This window comes from Moorena sp. SIO3H5 (genome assembly GCF_010692395.1).
Classification (GTDB): Bacteria; Cyanobacteriota; Cyanobacteriia; order Cyanobacteriales; family Coleofasciculaceae; genus Moorena.
In genome coordinates this window covers 1-18,999 of record NZ_JAAHHS010000119.1, presented here as the reverse complement: position 1 = coordinate 18,999, position 18,999 = coordinate 1, and the positions used below count along the sequence as shown (strand labels likewise).

The following is an 18,999-nucleotide window of genomic DNA, read 5'->3' as shown; positions in this document are numbered from 1 at the left end:
GAAAACAAGCTCTCCCTCTGCTAGGACTAGATTGGCCAACACCAGACCAGCTAAAGACTATATCACTATCTTTAGAAAGTGCTAGACAGCAAATTAACCACAAAACTCAGGGTCAAGCCATCAGTGTGCTACTGAATGAACCAGAGGCAAATGACCTAATTCAAAAGAGGATAATTAAGTTATTAAATTGGCTGCTAGTTCCTTCTTATCTTACCAAGCAAGACCAATTACACTTTTGGTTAGGGTCTAAAATTGTCGAGCTGTCTTGCCAATATGGCATGGTGGCTGAATCAGCCTATGGTTTTACGGTTTACGGGATGTTAGTCAGTACGGAGTTAGGGGATTCTCAATTAGGCTATGAAATTGGCTGGCTTGCTCTCAATTTGAGTAAGAGATTTAACCAATTAGATAAAGTGGCTCAGGCTTGTTATATATTTGGTAATAATTTGTTCCCTTGGGTGAATCCCTTAAAAGAATCGGAGCATATTTTAGATGATGCACTACAGACCGCTTTAGCTTCGGGAAACATTATATTTCTTGGTTATATACTGCTCTATAAATTAGTAACTCCATTTTATTGGGGGAAAAACTTATCAAAAATTCTAGAAGAGTTACCTGAGTACTTAAGATTAGTTAAAAAAAATCATCATCGTTTAGCGGAAGATTCAATTTTGGCCTTAAAGCTTGTTCTATGCAACCTTTTGGGAAAAACTAGGGATAGATTTTCGTTTGATATCGAAGACCTCACGGAATCCCAGTATCTAGAAACTTGCCACTCTCATCATGCTGACTATGCCCTTTGCCACTATTACATCCTCAAATCTATACTTCTGTATTGGTATGACCAACCCAGTCAATCCCTTGATTATTCAGAAAAAGCCGAAAAAATTATTGCTGTGCTAACCGGTAAGATTCAGGTGGCTGTCAAAAAGTTCTACGAATCCCTGAGTTTAGCTAGTCTCTACCCCTCGGCTTCAGAGGTTGATAAAAAGCACTATTGGCAGCAGCTGTTAACAAACCAAGAAAAACTGAAAGGTTGGGCAGATAACTGTCCTGAGAACTTCCAGCATTACTATCTGTTGCTAGCAGCAGAGATGGCTCGTTTATCTGGTCACCATCTAGAGGCCATGGAGTTATATGACCAAGCGATCGCTTCCGCTGAAGACAATGGATTTATTCAAAATCAAGCCCTAGGGAATGAATTAGCCGCTAAGTTTTGGTTAAGCCGAGGCAAATCAGACATTGCTCAACTTTACCTCAATAAAGCTCACTATAGCTATCAGCTTTGGGGTGCAACACGTAAAGTCGAAGATTTGGAACAGAAGTATCCCGACTTACTGGTTAACAGAACGCAACAGTCTTCTTTGTCTTCAACCCAAACCATTAGCACTACTACTACCAGCAACACTACGTCAGACCTGATATTGGATTTAAACACAGTAGTCAAAGCATCTCAAACTATTTCTGGGGAAATCGTCCTAGCTGAGCTGCTCAATAAGTTGATGGAAATTGTGGTAGAGAATGCTGGAGCGGAGTTTGGTTGTTTAATCTTACAACGAGATCATCAACTGTTCATAGAAGCCACTAAAGAGGTTGAGGGAGTTGACCAGACTCGGTTGCAGTCAATCCCCGTCGCCACCAGTGACCAATTACCCAAAGCCCTGATTAACTATGTGGCTCGTACTGGTGAGAATTTAGTTCTCAATGATGCCGCTGCTGACTCCAACTTTGCTAACGACCCTTATCTACAGACCCATCAGCCCAAATCTGTCCTCTGTAGTCCGATCTTAAACCAGGGCAAGTTGGTCGGCATTCTCTATCTAGAAAATAATCTCACTCCAGGAGCTTTTACACCAGACCGATTAGAAGTGTTAAATCTACTGACATCCCAAGCAGCAATTTCCTTAGAGAACGCTCGACTTTACGAACAGCTCGAAGCATTGGCTCAAAGTCTACAGGTGAAAGTAGACGAAAGAACCCAAGACCTACAGAAGGCTTTACAGGCAGCAGAAGTGGCTAACCAAGCTAAGAGTGATTTCCTCTCCAACATGAGTCACGAACTCCGCACTCCCCTAAATGGTATCCTCGGCTACGCCCAAATTTTAATGCGCGATCGCAATTTAAATCCTCGTCAAACCAATGGTTTAAAAACTATCTACCAAAGTGGCAACCATCTATTGACTCTGATCAACGATCTCCTCGACATTGCCAAGATTGAAGCTGGCAAGATGGAACTATATCCTACTGACTGTCATTTGCCCACGTTTCTGGAAGAGGTAGTAGGAATTATCAGCATGAGAGCATTAGAAAAAGATATTTTATTCAAGTACGAGCCAGGGGATAATCTCCCCTCTGGGATTCAAGCCGATCAGAAGCGAATGCGGCAGATACTTCTCAACCTGCTGGGCAATGCCGTCAAATTTACTGATCGTGGTCAAGTAACCTTTAAAGTCAGCGTACTCAAGAACCAAAATGTAGGAGTTAAGCATCAGGTCAATCATCCCCAGACTCTACGTTTCGAGGTAATTGATACAGGAGTGGGAATGACTCAGAAGCAGTTAGAAACAATTTTCCAACCCTTTGAACAAGTTGGAGATATCCACAACCGTGCTGATGGTACAGGCTTAGGTTTAACGATTAGCCAGAAACTGATCGACTTGATGAAGGGAGAATTAAACCTTAAGAGCGAGCTGGGCAAAGGTTCCACGTTTTGGTTGGATGTCAGCTTCCCAACTTTGGAAATAGCTTTGAAAACAGAACGGAATTTAGTCGGTCAGGTAATTGGTTATCAAGGAGTTCGCCGCAAAATATTGGTAGTAGATGATAAACTCGAAAACCGTGCTGTCTTGCAAAACATGCTGGAGCCGTTAGGATTTGAAGTGATTTTAGGAAACAATGGTCTCGAAGAAGTACAACTAGCTTGCCAAATCCAACCCGACTTGATTTTGACTGACCTAGTTATGCCTGTCAAAACCGGTTTTGAAGCTGTCCAGGAAATTCGACAGATACCTCAAATCCAGAATGTAACTATTGTAGCCGTTTCAACCAGCATCTGGGAGATGGATGAAACTAAGAGCAGGATAGCTGGTTGTGATAATTTTATTTCTAAACCAGTAGACCAACTACAGTTACTCGAAGTATTAGAGCAACATTTAGCTTTGGAGTGGATCTATGAAGACACTGCTGCGCGTCAAAAATCTGATATTCAACCAGTAGCCAATCCCTCCAAAAAAGAATCATTAGAGGAAGTATTAAATGAATCATTTATACTTCCCCCGAGCTCGGAGATGGAAGTGTTATATGAGTTAGCGATGCTTGGGAGTATGAGGAAAATTTGTGAACGAGCGGTCTATCTTGAAGAGTTGGACGATAAATACCTTCCTTTTGCCAATAAACTCAAGGAATTAGCACAAGATTTTCAAGAAGCGGAGATTTTGGCTTTGGTAGAAGAAAATCTATCAATATCTAATTCTAACTAAAAACTTTGCTGAAGATTTCAACAGAAAGGTCAACTTCCAGCCATAGGGTAGCTCCACAATCTTTGGGAATTTAAGTTAGCGCTATAGTTAATCAAAGGTGAAGTATTAAATAGCGCTATAGTTTTGTCAAGACCGGTCAAGGGGATCAAGTAATCGTTGAATATACCGATGACGGTTGTGGGATTGTTAAAGACAATTTAAAGAGAATTTTTGAAGCATTTTTACAACAGCTAGGCATACGGTCGGAAGTGGTCTAGGATTGCAGTGTATCACTTAGTGATTCAAAAGCTGCAAGGGACAATCAAGGCTGAAAGTGAGGTAGGTGTGGTAACAAAATTTGTCATGACTTTTCCAGCAATCAAAGAATCCAAGGATGAGGTGTATGATAATGATAAACCAAATTAATGAGGTTATAACTGATGATGATGAGATAGTGTTTGAAGAGGATCAAGACCTGATTTTCGAGGAAGATGAAGAATTAGTTTTTGATGAAGATGAAGAATTAGTTTTTGATGAAACGGAAGACTCTAATCAGTCAGAAGAAATTAAAACGGCTTGGAAAATGATGATAGTGGATGATGATATCAAAGTCCACAAAGTTACCAAGCTAGCCTTAAAACAATTCACATTTGATGACAAACCCTTAATATTTATTTCTGCCTATTCTGCTGACGAAGCCAAACAATTAATTGCCGAGCATCCAGATACAGCATTCATGTTGTTAGACGTAGTAATGGAAACCAATGATGCCGGATTAAGAGTTGCCCAGTCGATTCGGGAAGAGTTTAACAATAAATTAGTGAGGATTATTTTACGCACTGGTCAGCCGGGGGAAGCTCCTGAAGAATCAGTTATTCTAAATTACGATATCAACGATTATAAGCTTAAAGTTGAACTGACTCGACACAAGTTAGTGACAACAGCGATTACAGCTTTGAGATCTTACCGTGATCTTATCACCCTGGAACATAGTCGTCAAGAATTATCAACCCTTTATGCACAATTAAAGGATTTTAATCAGAACTTAGAGGAATTAGTTCAAACCCGCACCCAGGAATTAGAGAAAGCTAAAAAAGTCGCTGATGCTGCCAACCAAGCTAAAAGTGAATTCCTCGCGAACATGAGCCATGAACTGCGGACTCCTCTCAACGGTATCTTAGGTTATGCACAAATTCTCCAGCAGGACAAAATCTTAACTCCCCAACAACAAAATGGGATTAGAATTATTTACCAGTGTGGCAAACATCTATTAAATCTGATTAACGACATTCTCGACTTCTCTAAAATTGAAGCGAGAAAAATGGAAATTTCTCCCATAGATATTAATTTTAAAAACTTTCTGATCGAGGTAGTAGATGTTTGCAATATTAAAGCTGAGCAAAAAGGAATTTCCTTTATTTACCAACCTGATGATAAAATTCCCAAGGATATCTCTGTTGACGAAAAACGCCTGCGACAAGTTTTGCTAAACTTACTGGGAAATGCCATTAAATTTACTGACCAAGGTAGAGTCATCTTTAAGGTTGAGAGAATAAGGGTAAGGCAAAATTCACCACAAGTTGATTTCGCCCAAGTCCGTTTCTTAGTTGAAGACACAGGTATAGGTATGCCAGAAGAACAACTAGAAAAAATATTTTTGCCCTTTGAACAAGTGGGAGATAGGTCTCGCTGTGCTGAAGGAACTGGACTTGGATTAACTATTACCCAAAGAATTGTCAACATGATGGGGGGTAGTCTTAAGGTTGAGAGTACCCTTGGGCAAGGCAGTATTTTTTCTCTAGAGATAGAGTTTCCTGTATCAGAGATTAGTGAGTATACTTGTCAAGTCTCTCCAAAAAGAATTATTGGTTTAACTGGACCATCCCCAAAACTATTGATAGTAGACGACAAATGGGAAAATCGCTCTGTGATCATCGAGTTGTTGCAACCGCTAGGATTTAAGGTGCTAGAGGCAAGTAACGGACTTGAAGGGTTAGAGCAAGCAGCCAAGGAAAAACCAGACCTTATTCTGGCTGATGTGGTCATGCCTGAGCTAGATGGCTTTGAAATGACTAAGCGCATTCGTTCTACACCAGACTTGAAGAATATTGTGGTGTTTGCCTTCTCAGCTAGCGTATTTGATTCCTATCAGCAAAAAAGTCGGCAGGCTGGTTGTGATGATTTTATTATGAAGCCATTACAAGTTGAAGAACTACTGTTAAAGTTACAGCAGCATCTGCAACTGGAATGGGTGTATGAAGAAGAGGTTGAATCAGACCCAGAAACAACACTTGATTCATCCTCTGAGGATAGTCCAGCAGAAGGGATTGTACCTCCTCCAGCAGATGTACTAGTTAAACTCTATGAACTGGCAAAGAGAGGCAATGTGTTTGCTATCAACAAAGAAGTAGAAAAGCTGGAACAATTGGATAATAATTTTGCTAGTTTTGCCAAAAAAGTTTATCAATTTACTGAGAATTTTAATATGAAGCAACTTCGCCAATTTATTAAAGAGTATATTGATTGATTTTTTATTTAAGTAGGTTATTTGTAAGCATTAAGTGGTCAGTGGTCAGTGGTCAGTGGTCAGTGGTCAGTGGTCAGCGGTCAGTGGTCAGCAGTCAGTGGTCAGTGCTCAGCGGTTAGTGGTCAGTGGTCAGTGCTCAGGGGTCAGTGGTCAGCTTATTTTATTCAAAAGCTGTTCGCCTAGCGTGCGCGTAGCGCTTAAGCTCAATGCTTACGATAATGATTCAATCGGATTTAATATCATGTGTGATTTGTTATTTTTCTTGAGAAGCACAGTTAATTGAGTCAAGTTTGGCAGCAAATTCCAGAGCACCTTTAATACTATCGATATTGCCCTCAATCCGTGCAATTTGAATCTCAGTCAGTAACTCACCAATTTTAGAACTAGGGGATAACTTAAGGGATTTGATTAAATCTTTACCAGTAACCAGTGGTGTGGGATGGGCAACCTGGTCATTGGGATTCAAATAGTGCTCAATCAAGGGTGCTATAGTATCCACAGCCATGCCCCTGGCAACTGCCAAAAGCGCTACCACAGGAAAGACAGGTCCAACGTTAAGAAAGAAGAAATACTGCTCCCGTAATGAGATACCCTTGGCAGTAGTATAAGACAGCAATTGGGGCAAATGTTGGATTGCCCTTACTACTATCCGAGTCTGAACACGAGAGTACTTTAACGCTAACAGCTGTTGTTCAGCAACTGCGGGTATTGATGATAATAAATTTGCTAACTTAGCCAAATTTAGCAACGATAAAGAATGCTTAGTCACCTTTAAGTTCAATTCCACCCCAAGCTTAGGCCAGGCTTCTGCCAGTACCATAGCGGATTGGTAAACTGCTGCCATGTGCTCTAAACCCTCAGCGGTGGCATCAGGCAGCCATGGTCGTAATACATTATCCTCCCAGGCCGCTTTGAGCCAGGGTACACCCTGAGGTGACTTGAGGAGATAGCCCAATTCTGTCCGTACTCGTTCTGCTGCGATTTGGCTCAATAACGGTGCTACCTTTCTAATCGCTGATTGGGTGGCTGGGTCAATCTGAAAACCCAACTGAGCGGCTTGTCGATAACCCCGCAGTAATCGTAATGGGTCATTTTGTAAGTTTTCTGGTGACACCATCCGGATTATCCCTTTACGGCAATCCAACATACCTTGTAATGGATCAATGAATTCCTTGGTGTGGGGATTAAATGCGATCGCATTAATCGTAAAATCTCGCCTATGTAAGTCAGCCTCTAAGCTATCCCCGTCCTGTTGAGCAAAGTCAACTGTGGCGTTGCCAAACACTACCCTAGCTATTTGACGCTGGGCATCCAAAACCACAAATCCTGCCTTATAACGTCTTGCTAGCTTGCTTGCTGTCCGTACTGCTTTAGTGGGTAAAACAAAGTCTAAGTCTAAGTAATCTGACTGTCGGTTGATCAGAGCATCCCTAACCGCACCACCCACCAAGCAAGCGTCAGAAGGGAGTAACTCCCAGTTAAACGGCCAATTTTCTGGTGATATAGCAGTTTGGTAATTAGTCATAGTCATTTTCTGAAATATCAGAATGAATACTATATATCAATATGTGCTAAACTAGAACATAGAACATCGCAACTTCAGAATCGGAAACATAAAATTTTTGGAAACGTAGCAAACAAAGTAGCCAATAGTTAAATATTTTATCGCATAAGCTACTCAATAAATTTCTGGTTTGAGCTATGCTAAAATAAAGGAATTGGAGTTTAAGCAATGTGTATTTGCATTAACTGCCACTATGTAGACCGCTGTACTACATACCATGCTGTGGAAACCCAGCATCAGGTTCCTCACCTGACGGAATCTCCCAACTTTGAAGCGGTTGAGCCCAGCATCAATGTCAATATCCGTTCTACTGAAGATATAATCGAAATGGAATGGGACGTTGTCGGCTGTAATAGCTTTAAGAAGGAAACTGGGAAGTGGGCAAAGCTTCGTCCTGGTGAGCTGGTACCCACCTGATGCAATTGTGAATTTTAGGTATTCTGGCGAGAAGCTCCACTGTGTACCTAAGATAAGCATGGGATTAATCGCCAGTCAAGTTTTAATTTAACCGAGCAAGCTTTTGATAAAAGCTCGAATTTCTTGTGGTTGTGTTTGTCCAGTATTTTTTATAATACTGCTTTAATTGACACAAAAGACACGATCGAGCCAAGATATTAAAAAGTATTAATTTTTGTAACGCTGGATGTCTTTTGAGCTTTTATCGTTGGAAACAGTCCAGGACATAGCTAAGGACTATGGCTACTGGGCAGTTTTTTTTGGGATTGCCCTGGAAAACGCTGGGGTACCCATACCGGGAGAAACCATTACCCTGGTAGGTGGCTTCGGTGCAGGTAGTGGCGAACTCAATTATTGGGTAGTCCTATGCTCTGCGATCGCTGGTGCTGTCTTAGGAGATAACTGTGGTTACTGGATTGGGAAAATCGGTGGTTGGCCCTTACTACTGCGAATTGCGGGTTTAGTCCGGATCACAGAAGCACAACTGACAGAGGCTAAAACCGAATTTCGTAAGAACGCTGCTAAGGCAGTTTTTTTTGGTCGATTTGTGGCAATACTGCGGATCTTTGCTGGTCCAATGGCAGGGATTGTTCAGATGCCTTACCCAAAATTTCTATTATGCAATTTAGCTGGTGCTAGTATCTGGGCATCGGTGATGGTCAGTTTATCTTACTTTTGCGGACGCTTGATACCTTTGGAACTATTAATTTCTTCGGTATCTAAATTTGGGATTGTTGCTCTGATTTTGGTGATTGGCTCGATTGTTGTTCCTAAATGGTTTGAGTCTCGTAGGCAGAAATTGGACATGGGGGATTAATTGAGATGGGCAAAGGGTAATCGGTAATTGGTAGTTAACGATTACCGTCACCCAATTACCGTAACCCAAAATTCCTAACTCCTGGTTTTTGCTGACCACACCCGAGTTGGTAATCCCCACAAGTAGATGAAACCCTCAGCAGCCTTGTGGTCAAACTGGTCTTCTGATGTGTAGGTAGCTAGTTCCGGAGTGTAGAGAGAATTCTCTGAGTGACGTCCTACAATTACGGCATTACCTTTGAAAAGTTTAACCTTGACTGTACCGGATACCCGCTCCTGGGTTTTTTGAATGAAAGCATCCAAAGCCTCTTTAAGAGGACTATACCACAAGCCTTTGTAGACCATTTGACCGTAGGTGTCTTCAATCCCTCGCTTGTACTGGGTAACATCAGCAGTCAAAGTCAGACTTTCCAAGTCACGATGAGCTTGGAGCAACACCCATAGCGCTGGTGTTTCGTAAATTTCTCGGCTTTTGATACCGACTACCCGGTTCTCAACCATGTCAATCCGTCCCACACCGTGATTGCCAGCTAACTCGTTGAGTTGACTAATCAAAGTCACGGGGTCAAGGAGATTACCGTTAAGAATAGTGGGAATACCCCGCTCAAAGCCGATTTCAATATACTCTGGCTCGTCTGGTGTATTTGCGATCGCTTTTGTCATGGCATAAACTTCCTCTGGTGGTTCTACCATCGGATCTTCAAGCACCCCCGCTTCAATACTCCGCCCTAGCAGGTTACGGTCAATGCTGTAGGGGGAAGACTTTTTCACTGGTGAGGGAATACCAAAGCGCTCACCATATGCGATCGCATCTTCACGAGAGAAACCCCACTCCCTAGCTGGTGCCAATATTTTCAAGTTGGGGTTAAGAGCGATAATCGACACATCAAAACGTACTTGGTCATTGCCCTTACCGGTACAACCATGAGCTACCGCATCTGCACCATATTTTTCAGCAGTCTCCACCAATAATTTAGCAATCAGGGGACGAGCCAGAGCAGTAGAGAGGGGATAGCGACTTTCATAAAGAGCATTAGCCTGAATGGCTGGGAAAGCATAGTCCTTGACAAAGGTATAGGTAGCATCAGCAACCAAGGATTCTGTTGCCCCAGCGTCCAAGGCTTTTTGTCTGATTGGTTCTAGTTCATCTCCCTGACCTAAATTTGCCGCTAGGGTGATCACCTCCTTGACTCCCCATTCTTCTTTAAGATAAGGGATACAAACCGACGTATCTACGCCACCGGAATATGCTAGAACAACTTTTTCAGCACGGCTCATGATAGTTTCACCCTGTGGAAAACAACAAAATAACTATTCTATCCACATATTTACAGAATAGGGTTGCTGAATTGCCAAATTCTAATCGTAATCCGCTTCAACAGTATCAATCCAAGCCAAACTAGTGCCTGGATAATAGTTGCCTAAAATTTCTTGATACGTGTAACCCTGCTTAGCCAATTCACGAGCTCCAGTTTGACTCATACCCTGACCACCAAATACATTTTTGACAATATGGTCAGAAGCTGCGTACAAGGATTCTACCACCCCACCTTTGTAACTTAGAAAAATGCCGCGAGTTTCTTGAACTGCCTGAGCCGTGGTGTTCCACTCATATTTGATTCCTTTGTAAACTTGCCAACGCTGAGTGTTTCCCAAATCATAGAACTTACTAGCGGGTCGAATCGCATGAACCAAAGCATAAGAGCGAGCAGCAATGGCTTGTGCTTTGAGAGATGCCATTGGCCAACTAGGAGAAACTTCCGCTCCCACCACAGAAGTCAGGTAAACCTCAAGGTCAACGTAGTTAACTGCCAAGATGCTATCTCCCTTAGAAATCAATAGCAAATCCCCTCGATACCACCGATTTCCTACTAATACATACCCTCCGTTAGTTGGCTTCACCCAAACCCCTGCCGGGGTCTTATAGTTACCAATTTGAATATAGTCCCCTAATGGTTTAACATTACTTCCCTGATTGGCGGTTAGTTTACCCAGGGGCTGACCCCTAGCATCCAGCAACTCACCCGGTGTTGAGGTAGCCACTACCAGAGACTTAACACCATTGGCTACAGCAACTCGCATTTCTAGGATGGGAGCATCATTCAATGGCTTTGGTGCTGGTTGCTGATTTTTGGTAGCTTCTTCAGACTTGCTGGGCGGCTGGTTGTTGTGATTAGAAGACTCAGTCTTGGTTGATTTATCTGATTTATCCTGGGATTTATCTTTGCTAGTAGCAGTAGGTTGTTTCGTGCCCTGGTTGCTAGGGGTTGATGCTTCGGTAGCTTTAGTTTGGGCTAGGGCTGGTGAGGGTGGTGACTTAGAGACAGTGGAATTCTGATCCTTGGGGGTAGGAGATCGCGATGGTGTTGGACTTGTGGCGATAGAGGTTAGTTCAGATGTGGTGGTATCCTCTTGGTTAGACAACCCATCCGACTCAGGGGAAACTTGATCTGGGGAATTTGCAGGAGAAGAGGTTGAGGAAGATGTTTCTAACTCAGAGCCAGGTGACAGGGATTTCGCTAAGACTAAAGGTACAGATAGGGCAATTGAAAATAGGGCAATTGACCACAACACTGATTTCTTCATTCGTAAGTAAAATTCAACACTTGCTTCACCTGCTATTACACTATACAATACAGCGGTCTTATTGGGATTCTGGACAATTACAGAAAGATTTTCCCCTCCTTACTTTGTTAAAGAAGGGGAGCAATGGTGATTCCTGAAAACCGCCCTTTGCTGTTATTTACAAAAAGCTTGGAATAAAAGATCAGGATCAAAAGAATTTTCGATTTGTGGGTTTACCGTCAAAAAACCGATTTGAGCCTTTCTGTAATAAATTGCAGGGGGTAATTCTGTGCTGGGGTTATAGGCACTGAGGTGTGACTTAGAACTCCCATAATTTCCCTCCCGATTCCACACACTATTTTCGCCAGACAGATTACCATAATCCCCTAGCTGATTACAAATCGACTTTTCCTCCACAGGGTTACTAGACACTAAACCCAGGAAAGCACCATCAGCTCCCACCAAGTAAGCACGACCATCAAGTTCAAATAGTGTTTGGGCAAGACTGCGACTGGCAAAACAGTTACCGAACACAACGGAGATACCTAACATCAAACCAATCTGTTGGGTAACAGAAACTCTGCTCATGGTTAACCTAGATTTTAGTAAATCAGAAATATTTATTTCTCTAGGATTCCCATCAGACTCCGTCAAGGAACACCCTGGCTAAAAATTTCTATCCAAAAGCAGAGGCAGATGGAGGATTAATAAGGTAGTGGCTAGTTAAAACTCCAGTTTTGATATCCCCGAATATCGGAAATAAATCAACATTAAACATTTAATTTTAAACACTAAAAATTAATCATTAACCATTAACCATTAAACCTACCCTACTAAAACACCAAGGGTAAACAACCTTGGCCTTTTGGCCTTTTGGCCACGCGTGCGCGATTAGCCCTTTGGGCTACGCTACGCGAACGGCCACGCTACGCGAATGGCCGTAGGCCACGCTACGCGAACAAAAATCACTTACTTTCTTCCAGTCAGCCAATAGGTGATCATCTCTCCTTTGCCCTTAACATTAATAATCCCTCGCTCTTCAAACAAATACTTGTCTCGTAAACGCTCGTAAGTGTTAGCAGTAACTTGAATTCTGCCAGGTTCCCCTTGAGAGTCCATCCGAGATGCCACATTAACCGCATCCCCCCACAAGTCATAAATGAACTTCTGGATACCGATCACCCCAGCTACTACAGGACCAGTGTTAATCCCGATGCGCAGGCGGAATGGTTCTCCATCATGCCGCTGGAAACGACTAATTTCCTGTTGCATATCCAATGCCATGTTTGCGATCGCATCTGGATGGTCATCTCTAGGGTTCGGTAGACCACCAACAACCATGTAAGCATCTCCAATGGTTTTAATTTTCTCTAATCCATGGTGCTGCGCTAGTTGGTCAAAGCTTGAAAAAATTTGATTAAGTAGATTAACCAATTCTGTGGGAGAAATGCGAGCAGAAAGCTTGGTAAACTCCACAATATCAGCAAACAGAATTGTTACTTCGTCAAAGCGATTCGCAATAGCTTTTGGCTCTTGTTTTAATCGTTGGGCGATGGAGTGAGGCAAAATATTCAACAACAAGTGTTCCGACTTTTCTTGTTCAGCTCTCAGTGCTGCTTCTGCCTGTTTGCGCTTGGTAATGTCGGCGACAGTGCCTTCGTAGTACAGTAGTTTCCCTTGAGCATCACGCACAACACGAGCATTCTGAGACGTCCAGATGATTTTGCCATCTTGTCGATAAACCCGAGCTTCAAAATCAGAGATAGCACCATGCTCCTCAACAGCAGCAATAAACTCAGCATAGCTGTTCGAGTTGACATAGAGTTGCTGTTCAATATCGGTCACTTTAGCCACTATTTCTTCTGGGCAAGAGTAGCCATACATCCGAGCTAAAGCTGGATTAACACTCAGGTACTGCCCATCCGGTGTAATCTGAAAAATGCCCTCAGCCACATTTTCAAAGATGCTACGATACTTCTCTTCAGCTTCCTGGAGTGCATCTAGAACCCGTTTGCGCTCCGTAATATTACGAGCAACCCAAATCACACAATTGTTTGGCAGGGGTGAGACACTTGCAGCAAACCACACCTGGGAATTATGAGGGGTACAGTGTGAAGTATGAAAGGGTTTGTCAGTTTGCCCCACTAGCTTTTGGCCATTGAATTCGGAAAGTTTTTCATACTCAGATAAAGTGTGAAAGTATTTGTTAGTTTGATGCACTATATTATCGGAATCGAAGTCCGATTTTTTTTGGCCATTCAAGTTTGATTTATAACTAATTGCATCCTTAATACTTCCTACTTTATAATTTCCTATAGGTAAGCTATATTCTATATTCAGGGTTTGTTTAGTATCTAAGACTTGCCGGATATGGGTGACAAAAAGTTCAGCTTGCTTAGGGGGCAAAACCTCGTAGACACTCTTACCAAGTAGTTCGGTAGTTGGACTATATAAAACCTCAGAATTGGTAGAGACTACTTTCATGTATCGTCCTTGAGCATCAAAAACAGTAATCACATCTGTCATTGCCCCAAACAGGACCCGCAACTCAGCTTCGGATTTACGTAGTGCTGCTTCGATGTGCATGCGCTCTACAATCTCAATCCGTAGTTGATGATTGGCGTCCCGTAGTGCTGCGGTTCGTTCCTCCACTCGGGTTTCTAACACTTCATTGGCTTTTTGCAAGGCTTCCTGAGCTTGCTTACGCTCAGAGATGTCTTCGACAGTACCTTCGTAATAGAGCAAATTGCCATATTCATCTTTAATGACACGGGCATTTTCGCAAATCCAAGTCAAACTGCCATCCTGGCGATAGACTTGGGACTCGAAATCTACTAAGATTCCATTTTTTTCCAATAACTGGATGAATTGGGAGCGACGGTTCGGATCAACATAAAGTTGCTGCTCAATATTAGAGACAGTATTAATTAATACTTCTGGAGACTCATAACCATAGATGCGAGCTAAAGCTGGGTTGGCACTAAGGTAACCTCCTGACGGGGTAGTTTGGAAGATGCCTTCTACAGCATTTTCAAAGATATTGCGATATTTCGCTTCAGCTTGGCGACGCTCGCTAATATCAATCCCAATAGTGAAAGCAGCTGAGCCTTGATGGTACTTCTGGGCAACAATTACATAGTTTCGCTTTTCGTCATTGACCATAGCCGAAACCTCTCGGCAAGCATCTTGCTCTGAGCTAGCAAAAAACTCTTTAACAAAGTCATTAAACTCTGAGCTAGCCTGGAGAAACCCAATGTCTTGACCCACAAAAGCCTCTGGGGGCAAGTTAAAGGTTTTGGCTAAATGGCGATTCACACCCAAGTAGCGCAAATCTGAGCTAATCCAAGAGACAATTCCCGGTACTGCCTCCAAGACGGCCTGTAACTGATCTTTGGTCTTGCGCAGGTCATCAAGAGCCTGCTGACGTTCGGTAATATCAATCCCAACGGTGAAAGCAGCTGAGCCTTGATGGTACTTCTGGGCAACAATTACATAGTTTCGCTTTTCGTCATTGACTATAGCCGAGACCTCTCGGCGAGCATCTTGTTCTGGAGTGGCAAAAAACTCCTTGACAAAGTCATTAAACTCTGAGCTAGCCTGAAGAAAACCAATGTCTTGACCCACAAACCCCTCTGAGGGCAAGTTAAAGGTTTTGGCTAAATGGCGATTCACACCTAGGTATTGCAAATCCGAGTTAATCCAAGAGACAATCCCCGGTACTGCTTCCAAAACCGCCTGTAACTGATCTTTAGCTGCCCTGAGTTCTTCTTGAGCTTGCTCACGCTCTCGCACCTCCGTCATGAGCTGAGCATTAGATGCTTTTAAGTCAGCTGTGCGTTGTTCAACCTTTAGCTCTAGCTCATCGAAGGCTTTCTGGAGTTCTGCTTCAATTCGTTGCCGCTCAAGTATTTCATGTTTCAACTGTTCCGTTGCCATTTCTAAAGCTTGTGCATTGGTCTCTAGATACCTAGCTTTCTCAATCCATTGAGCCACCTCAGCCAATAATTCAATCACCACATTTGTGCTGTAGGGTTCGCTCAATGGTGTGGCGCTAGCCGACCGATTGTATTGGTGAGTTTGTGTATCACAGGCACAGTTATAGGTTTCAACTCCTAACCAGGGTAGGGGTTTAATCGGACGTTCACTGGTAAAGACAATTTCAAATTGTCCATTAGGCAAAATCCGCCCAATCCGGCATTCTTTGCCAATATGGTGATTCGGTTCAATTTGGATTAATCCTCCCGGAGCATCAAATTTCTGACCATAAGCTGCCACCCTTACCCGGTCTACTTCAAATGATTGAGCGGATTCCACGGCTTGTTTCCAGAGGTAAACCTGGGCATAGGCGGCTTCAATGGGGTCACTAGTAACTCGGTTAGCTCCGTAACGACGCTGAAAATTCTGGACAAACCGTTGATTATTAGGAGTGTCCAGACTCTGAAAATAGCTCCAGCTGGCATAATGTCCCGCCGCTGTATCCCCTATCCTTTGCAGTTCTGCCTCAGCCACACTCACTGCCATAATCGGAATTTCATCAGCTGTAATTCCAGAGGATTTGTACTGCCGATAGAAGGCTACATTACTGTCACCATTGAGGGTGTTGAAGACCACATCCGGTCGAACCTGTTTAATTTTGGTGATCACCTCGCCAATATCTTGAGTGCCTAAAGAAATGTAATCTTCCCCAACCACTGTCCCCCCCAGCTGTTTCAGTTGCGCTTTAATAATCTTGTTGGCAGTCAGGGGGAAAATATAGTCGCTACCGATCAGATAAAATCGCTTACCGTAATTTTTCACCAGCCAGTTCACCGCTGGCTCAATTTGTTGATTTGGACAAGACCCGGTATAAAAAATATTTGGGGAACATTCCAGACCCTCATATTGTAGGGGGTACCATAGCAGAGAATTTAACACCTCGAATACGGGCAAAACTGCCTTACGAGAAGCAGACGTCCAGCAGCCAAAGACTGTGGCTACCTGATCCTCTTGAATCAGTTTTCTGGCCTTGCTCTCAAATTCTGCTGAGTTCGATGCACCATCCTCAACGATCGCTTCGATACGTTGACCAAGAACTCCTCCGCTTTGGTTAATTTCTGCGATCGCCATCAGCTCAGCTTCCACCAGGGGGGCTTCGCTAATTGCCATAGTGCCCCGCTGGGAATGCAATATACCAACTCGTATACAGGGGTTATCAGTGTTAAAACTTGGCATTGCTTAAATTCCTGCAATATTTATTTGCAAATCTTTAACTTTTAAGCACCCATCAGGCTCTCACGCTGCGTTTACTCAGCAACCGCAGGCGACGTGACCTACTATTAAATCATCAATGTTATATAAGTGCGAATGTAGCGAGCACCCTGATTAAATCAGGAGAAAACCGTGTTAGGGCAGGAATTTCCGTGGGGGTAAAGGGAATATTTTCGGGTCAACCCGTTAACTATTTACACAACCTACCCTTACTTAGACTCGAAAATGGCTTAGTTTCTGCGGTAGTTGTGGTCATAGAAGTAAAATTTAGAGAATCAAGAGAAAAGTGTCAAAATTTAGGTAAAAATTCATAAAGTTTAGTTGTAATTTTCTCATGTTATTCCCTCCGACCTTTCACCTATTCCCTCCGCAAGTCAATTACACTGGACCTCAACCAATTAGTACAACAATAGTATAAGTAAGTTAAAATTTCCTGTGAACTCAATATATTTCAACATAACGACTATACAATTGTTTACAAAGCTATGATGTCTCTTTGAATACTATCACTGAAAAAAATTTTGGCGTCGCTGATAAAGGTTAACTTATCCCACCACTCAAGTAGATGAGATTTTGAGTCATTAGTCTTGATTTATAGCGGTTCTCATATTAATCAGGGCAAACCCATCTAAGAGTATAGAAGCCTTACTCAGAAAAAGCGATGCAGCGCCTTTATGAATAGACCTCTTGCAAAAGTCGTTTTCTGATAGTGTTTGCGTCAATTCTTTTCCACTGTTCCCTGTTCCCTGTTCCCTGTTCCCTGTTCCCGACTTCTGCAAGAAGTCTAATGTGTTTGGGACCCTCACGCTTTGCATGGCTGAGGTGCGCGCCCGTTCGCGCCCCGCGTCGGCTTTTTCGAAAGGCGCTTTCCCCGGCCATTGGAAAGCTCACCTAACAAAGACTTCAAAATTCCTAAGCAAAAATACTTATTTTATGATCTCATATCCAGTAGGCATTTCAAAATAAGATGGGAATACCCCTTTAATATTAATCAGGGTAAGCCCAAGAAAAATTGATCCAAAATGTGATAGCGATGCAGCGCCTTCACGCGGGGGTTCCCCCCATGAGCGACTGCATCAAGAATAGGGCAAATATTATGACCATATTCAGCCAAGATTGCTCAGGACTATTGCCCTTTTTTTTCAAAATTGTTCCTAATAATATAGCATTTCTCATAGTAATGAGGTACTTTGCTTATCCTTTTAAGGCAGAAGGCAAAAGGCAGACCTAGGTATTATAAACGCTATATATCCTTATTGATTATTGGTAATATATTGTCATATTGATGAGGTACACAAAGTTTTTACCTGATCCGAATTTCCATCTTATGAGTTATTTGCCAATTTAATAAGGTAGTATGGATTCGAGTTCCATAAAATACCAACCTTTTGTACCTTACATAATTGATAAATGCTATATACTACACCTTAGTTTTTGACAAATGACAAATGACAAATAGCTAATGACAGAAATGGAAACGGAAACGTCACCTTCTGCGGTAGTCTAGAACAAGTAAATTGATCAGCCTTGTATAAATTGACAGCCCTATGACCTCTACCACCAGTCCTGCCCGGACAATTCGCATCGGTTCTCGGAAAAGCCAACTTGCTCTGGTCCAGACTTACTGGGTACAAGAGCAACTGAAAAAACATTTTCCAGACCGAGAGTTTGAAGTCCAGACCATGAGTACCCACGGAGATAAAATCCTGGATGTGGCTTTATCTAAGATTGGGGATAAAGGGTTATTCACTAAGGAACTGGAATTGGGAATGCTTAGGGATGAGATCGATTTTGCGGTGCATTCCCTCAAAGACTTGCCGACCAAATTGCCAGAAGGGTTGGTGTTAGGGTGCGTCACAGAACGGGAGAACCCCGCAGATGCTTTAGTAATGCACCAAAAGCACCAAGATAAACAGATAGAAACGTTGCCAGAAGGCTCGATAATTGGAACCTCCTCCCTCAGACGACTGGCTCAGCTGCGCTACCATTTTCCCCATCTGAGTTTTAAAGATGTCAGAGGAAACCTAAACACCAGACTGGCCAAACTGGATGCTGGTGACTACGATGCACTGATTTTAGCAGTAGCTGGGCTACAACGACTGGACATGAGCGATCGCATTCACCAAATTTTACCACCGGAGATCTCACTCCACGCTGTGGGACAAGGGGCTTTGGGAATTGAATGCCGCTTCGATGATCAAGAAGTCTTAGAACTGCTCAATGCGATCGCACATCCCCCCACTTCTCAACGCTGTTACGCAGAACGGTCATTATTAAGGGAACTCGAAGGTGGCTGTCAAGTTCCGATCGGTGTAGACACTCAGTTGGAAGGCAATACCCTAACCCTAACAGCTATAGTCGCTAGA

Annotated in this window: 11 protein-coding genes; 6 read left to right on the top strand and 5 right to left on the bottom strand. The window is 42.8% G+C overall.

The window, feature by feature from the left end:
• The 3 genes from F6K52_RS15325 to F6K52_RS15315 all read left to right on the top strand — a co-directional run.
• Nucleotides 1-3,479, top strand: a 3,479-nt coding sequence (locus F6K52_RS15325; RefSeq protein WP_293079009.1) for an ATP-binding protein, incomplete at its 5' end; no start/stop codon positions are given.
• 388 nt (nt 3,480-3,867) lie between these two features.
• On the top strand, nt 3,868-5,985 hold the full coding sequence (locus tag F6K52_RS15320; protein ID WP_293079007.1) for a response regulator: 2,118 nt from the start codon (nt 3,868-3,870) through the stop codon (nt 5,983-5,985).
• A 48-nt stretch (nt 5,986-6,033) separates the two neighbouring features.
• On the top strand, nt 6,034-6,168 hold the full coding sequence (locus F6K52_RS15315) for a hypothetical protein (protein ID WP_293079005.1): 135 nt from the start codon (nt 6,034-6,036) through the stop codon (nt 6,166-6,168).
• Between the two features lie 70 nt (nt 6,169-6,238).
• On the opposite strand, the gene F6K52_RS15310 is transcribed toward F6K52_RS15315, so the two are convergent.
• Complete coding sequence (locus tag F6K52_RS15310) at nt 6,239-7,510, bottom strand: CCA tRNA nucleotidyltransferase (protein ID WP_293079003.1); 1,272 nt, start codon at nt 7,508-7,510, stop codon at nt 6,239-6,241.
• 207 nt (nt 7,511-7,717) lie between these two features.
• On the opposite strand from F6K52_RS15310, the gene F6K52_RS15305 reads away from it, so the two are divergent.
• Together F6K52_RS15305 and F6K52_RS15300 are read left to right on the top strand one after the other, a co-directional pair.
• Nucleotides 7,718-7,966: a Ycf34 family protein gene (locus F6K52_RS15305; RefSeq protein WP_293079001.1), complete on the top strand. Its 249-nt coding sequence runs from the start codon at nt 7,718-7,720 to the stop codon at nt 7,964-7,966.
• A 226-nt stretch (nt 7,967-8,192) separates the two neighbouring features.
• Nucleotides 8,193-8,822 carry a DedA family protein gene (locus tag F6K52_RS15300; protein ID WP_293078999.1) on the top strand — a complete coding sequence of 210 codons (630 nt, stop codon included), beginning with the start codon at nt 8,193-8,195 and terminating at the stop codon, nt 8,820-8,822.
• A 74-nt stretch (nt 8,823-8,896) separates the two neighbouring features.
• Here the strand turns inward: F6K52_RS15300 and F6K52_RS15295 are convergent, their stop codons facing one another.
• The 4 genes from F6K52_RS15295 to urtA all read right to left on the bottom strand — a co-directional run bounded on the left by F6K52_RS15295 (nt 8,897) and on the right by urtA (nt 16,597).
• Entirely contained in the window at nt 8,897-10,099 is a 1,203-nt protein-coding gene (locus F6K52_RS15295) for an argininosuccinate synthase (protein ID WP_293078997.1), read from the bottom strand.
• 81 nt (nt 10,100-10,180) lie between these two features.
• On the bottom strand, nt 10,181-11,407 hold the full coding sequence (locus F6K52_RS15290; protein ID WP_293078994.1) for a SpoIID/LytB domain-containing protein: 1,227 nt from the start codon (nt 11,405-11,407) through the stop codon (nt 10,181-10,183).
• 153 nt (nt 11,408-11,560) lie between these two features.
• Nucleotides 11,561-11,974 carry a hypothetical protein gene (locus F6K52_RS15285; RefSeq protein WP_293078992.1) on the bottom strand — a complete coding sequence of 138 codons (414 nt, stop codon included), beginning with the start codon at nt 11,972-11,974 and terminating at the stop codon, nt 11,561-11,563.
• 381 nt (nt 11,975-12,355) lie between these two features.
• Nucleotides 12,356-16,597 (bottom strand): urea ABC transporter substrate-binding protein, encoded by a 4,242-nt coding sequence (gene urtA, locus F6K52_RS15280; RefSeq protein WP_293078989.1) that lies wholly within the window; start codon nt 16,595-16,597, stop codon nt 12,356-12,358.
• Nucleotides 16,598-18,180: 1,583 nt separating this feature from the next.
• On the opposite strand from urtA, the gene hemC reads away from it, so the two are divergent.
• Nucleotides 18,181-18,999 (top strand): hydroxymethylbilane synthase (hemC, locus tag F6K52_RS15275; RefSeq protein WP_293078987.1); only part of this gene is annotated, 819 nt, incomplete at its 3' end.

Coding starts and splice junctions, on each gene's coding strand:
- F6K52_RS15320 (WP_293079007.1), top strand. CDS start 3,868: ATGATAAACCAAATTAATGAGGTTATAACTGATGATGATGAGATAGTG.
- F6K52_RS15310 (WP_293079003.1), bottom strand. CDS start 7,510: ATGACTAATTACCAAACTGCTATATCACCAGAAAATTGGCCGTTTAAC.
- F6K52_RS15305 (WP_293079001.1), top strand. CDS start 7,718: ATGTGTATTTGCATTAACTGCCACTATGTAGACCGCTGTACTACATAC.
- F6K52_RS15300 (WP_293078999.1), top strand. CDS start 8,193: ATGTCTTTTGAGCTTTTATCGTTGGAAACAGTCCAGGACATAGCTAAG.
- F6K52_RS15295 (WP_293078997.1), bottom strand. CDS start 10,099: ATGAGCCGTGCTGAAAAAGTTGTTCTAGCATATTCCGGTGGCGTAGAT.
- F6K52_RS15290 (WP_293078994.1), bottom strand. CDS start 11,407: ATGAAGAAATCAGTGTTGTGGTCAATTGCCCTATTTTCAATTGCCCTA.
- F6K52_RS15285 (WP_293078992.1), bottom strand. CDS start 11,974: ATGAGCAGAGTTTCTGTTACCCAACAGATTGGTTTGATGTTAGGTATC.
- urtA (WP_293078989.1), bottom strand. CDS start 16,597: ATGCCAAGTTTTAACACTGATAACCCCTGTATACGAGTTGGTATATTG.